Here is a 1,404-nt window from a genome sequence, read left to right as displayed (position 1 = left end):
AAATACGGATAATCGGTATAGCCTTCGCTACCGCCGCCATAAAAGCTTTCTGGATGCTGCTCATTAAGCGGTGCATTCTGACGGATACGCTCTGCTAGGTCAGGATTGGCGATAAAGTCACGACCAAAGGCGGCAGCATCAATGTAGCCTTCGCGTACATTTCTCTCAGCCTTTTCGGCAGTATAGCCACCCGCTGCAATAATGGTATTATCAAAAGCATCACGAATACGCTGACGGAAACCATTATTGTACGGCGTACCACCCGCCCAATCTGGCTCAGAGAGATGAAGATACATCAGATCACGTTTGTTGATTTGCTCAATCAGCCAGATGTTGTCGTCTTCCTCATAGCCTGCTTCTACGGCGTTAAACGTACCTTGTGGCGAGAGTCTGACACCGACATGATCGTTGTCCCACTCTTTGACACAAGCATCAATGATATCTAACGTTAGACGCGCGCGGTTCTCACGACTACCGCCATACTCGTCATCACGCTTGTTGGTTTGCTCCACCCAAAACTGATGCAACAGATAGCCATGAGCGCCATGTACTTCTACGCCATCAAACCCTGCCTCTTTCGCCGTTTTGGTTGCATGAGCAAAGTCTGCAATGACTTGTTTGATTTCATCGAGCGTCGCAGCGCGTGGCGGCGTGGTCTCAACGCGGATCGCATTATTATCGCTATCACGCAATGAGGTACGAGCGCCGACTTCAACGTCTGATGCTGAGATGGGCGCTTTGCCATCAGGTTGTACGCTATCATGCGATACCAGACCAGTATGCCATAGCTGTACGACGATCTTACCGCCTTTGGCATGGACATTGTCAACGATCGCTTTCCACGCGGTCATTTGATCTTGCGTGTGCACGCCAGGCGCGCCTGCATAGCCTTTGGCTTGGAACGACACTTGCGTGGCCTCAGCGATCACCAGACCTGCGCCAGCGGCGCGCTGCGAGTAATATTCACCTGCTAGAGCAGTTGGTACATCGCCTGGCTCAACTGCGCGCAGACGGGTGAGCGGTGCCATAATAATGCGATTTTTTAGGGTTTGGGTACCCATTTTTACGGGTTCAAATAGATTGTCATATGCCATATAAATGCCTTACTTGTCGTTGTTGACTTGTAGTTGTTGAATGAATGCTCAATACGATATGTTCAGTACTATAAAGGAATCTGCTAGCGACTCTGAAAAGTTTATAAGTGATTAGGTTAACAGAATGTATCTTTACGTGCTGTGAGCGTAAAATAACTGGTGAGCGAGTGATTTGCTTGATGAGGCACGAGCGCTGCTATTCAAGTTTGATTTACAAACGAATACATGAAGCCAAAGTATCTCATCAAACCTAAAATATATTCTCAAATCTTACGATCTCATTTATTGATTATAGGAGCACCCTTAGTGC

Annotated in this window: 1 protein-coding gene; it reads right to left on the bottom strand. The window is 47.8% G+C overall.

Features of this window, described 5'->3' with window-relative positions:
- A partial coding sequence (locus tag ACTXGO_RS13780) for an alkene reductase (RefSeq protein ID WP_443574919.1) occupies positions 1-1,094 on the bottom strand: 1,094 nt, incomplete at its 3' end.
- Positions 1,095-1,404: the final 310 nt, after the last annotated feature.

This window comes from Psychrobacter sp. T6-1, from assembly GCF_052258445.1.
This window is presented reverse-complemented; position numbering and strand designations above follow the sequence as displayed.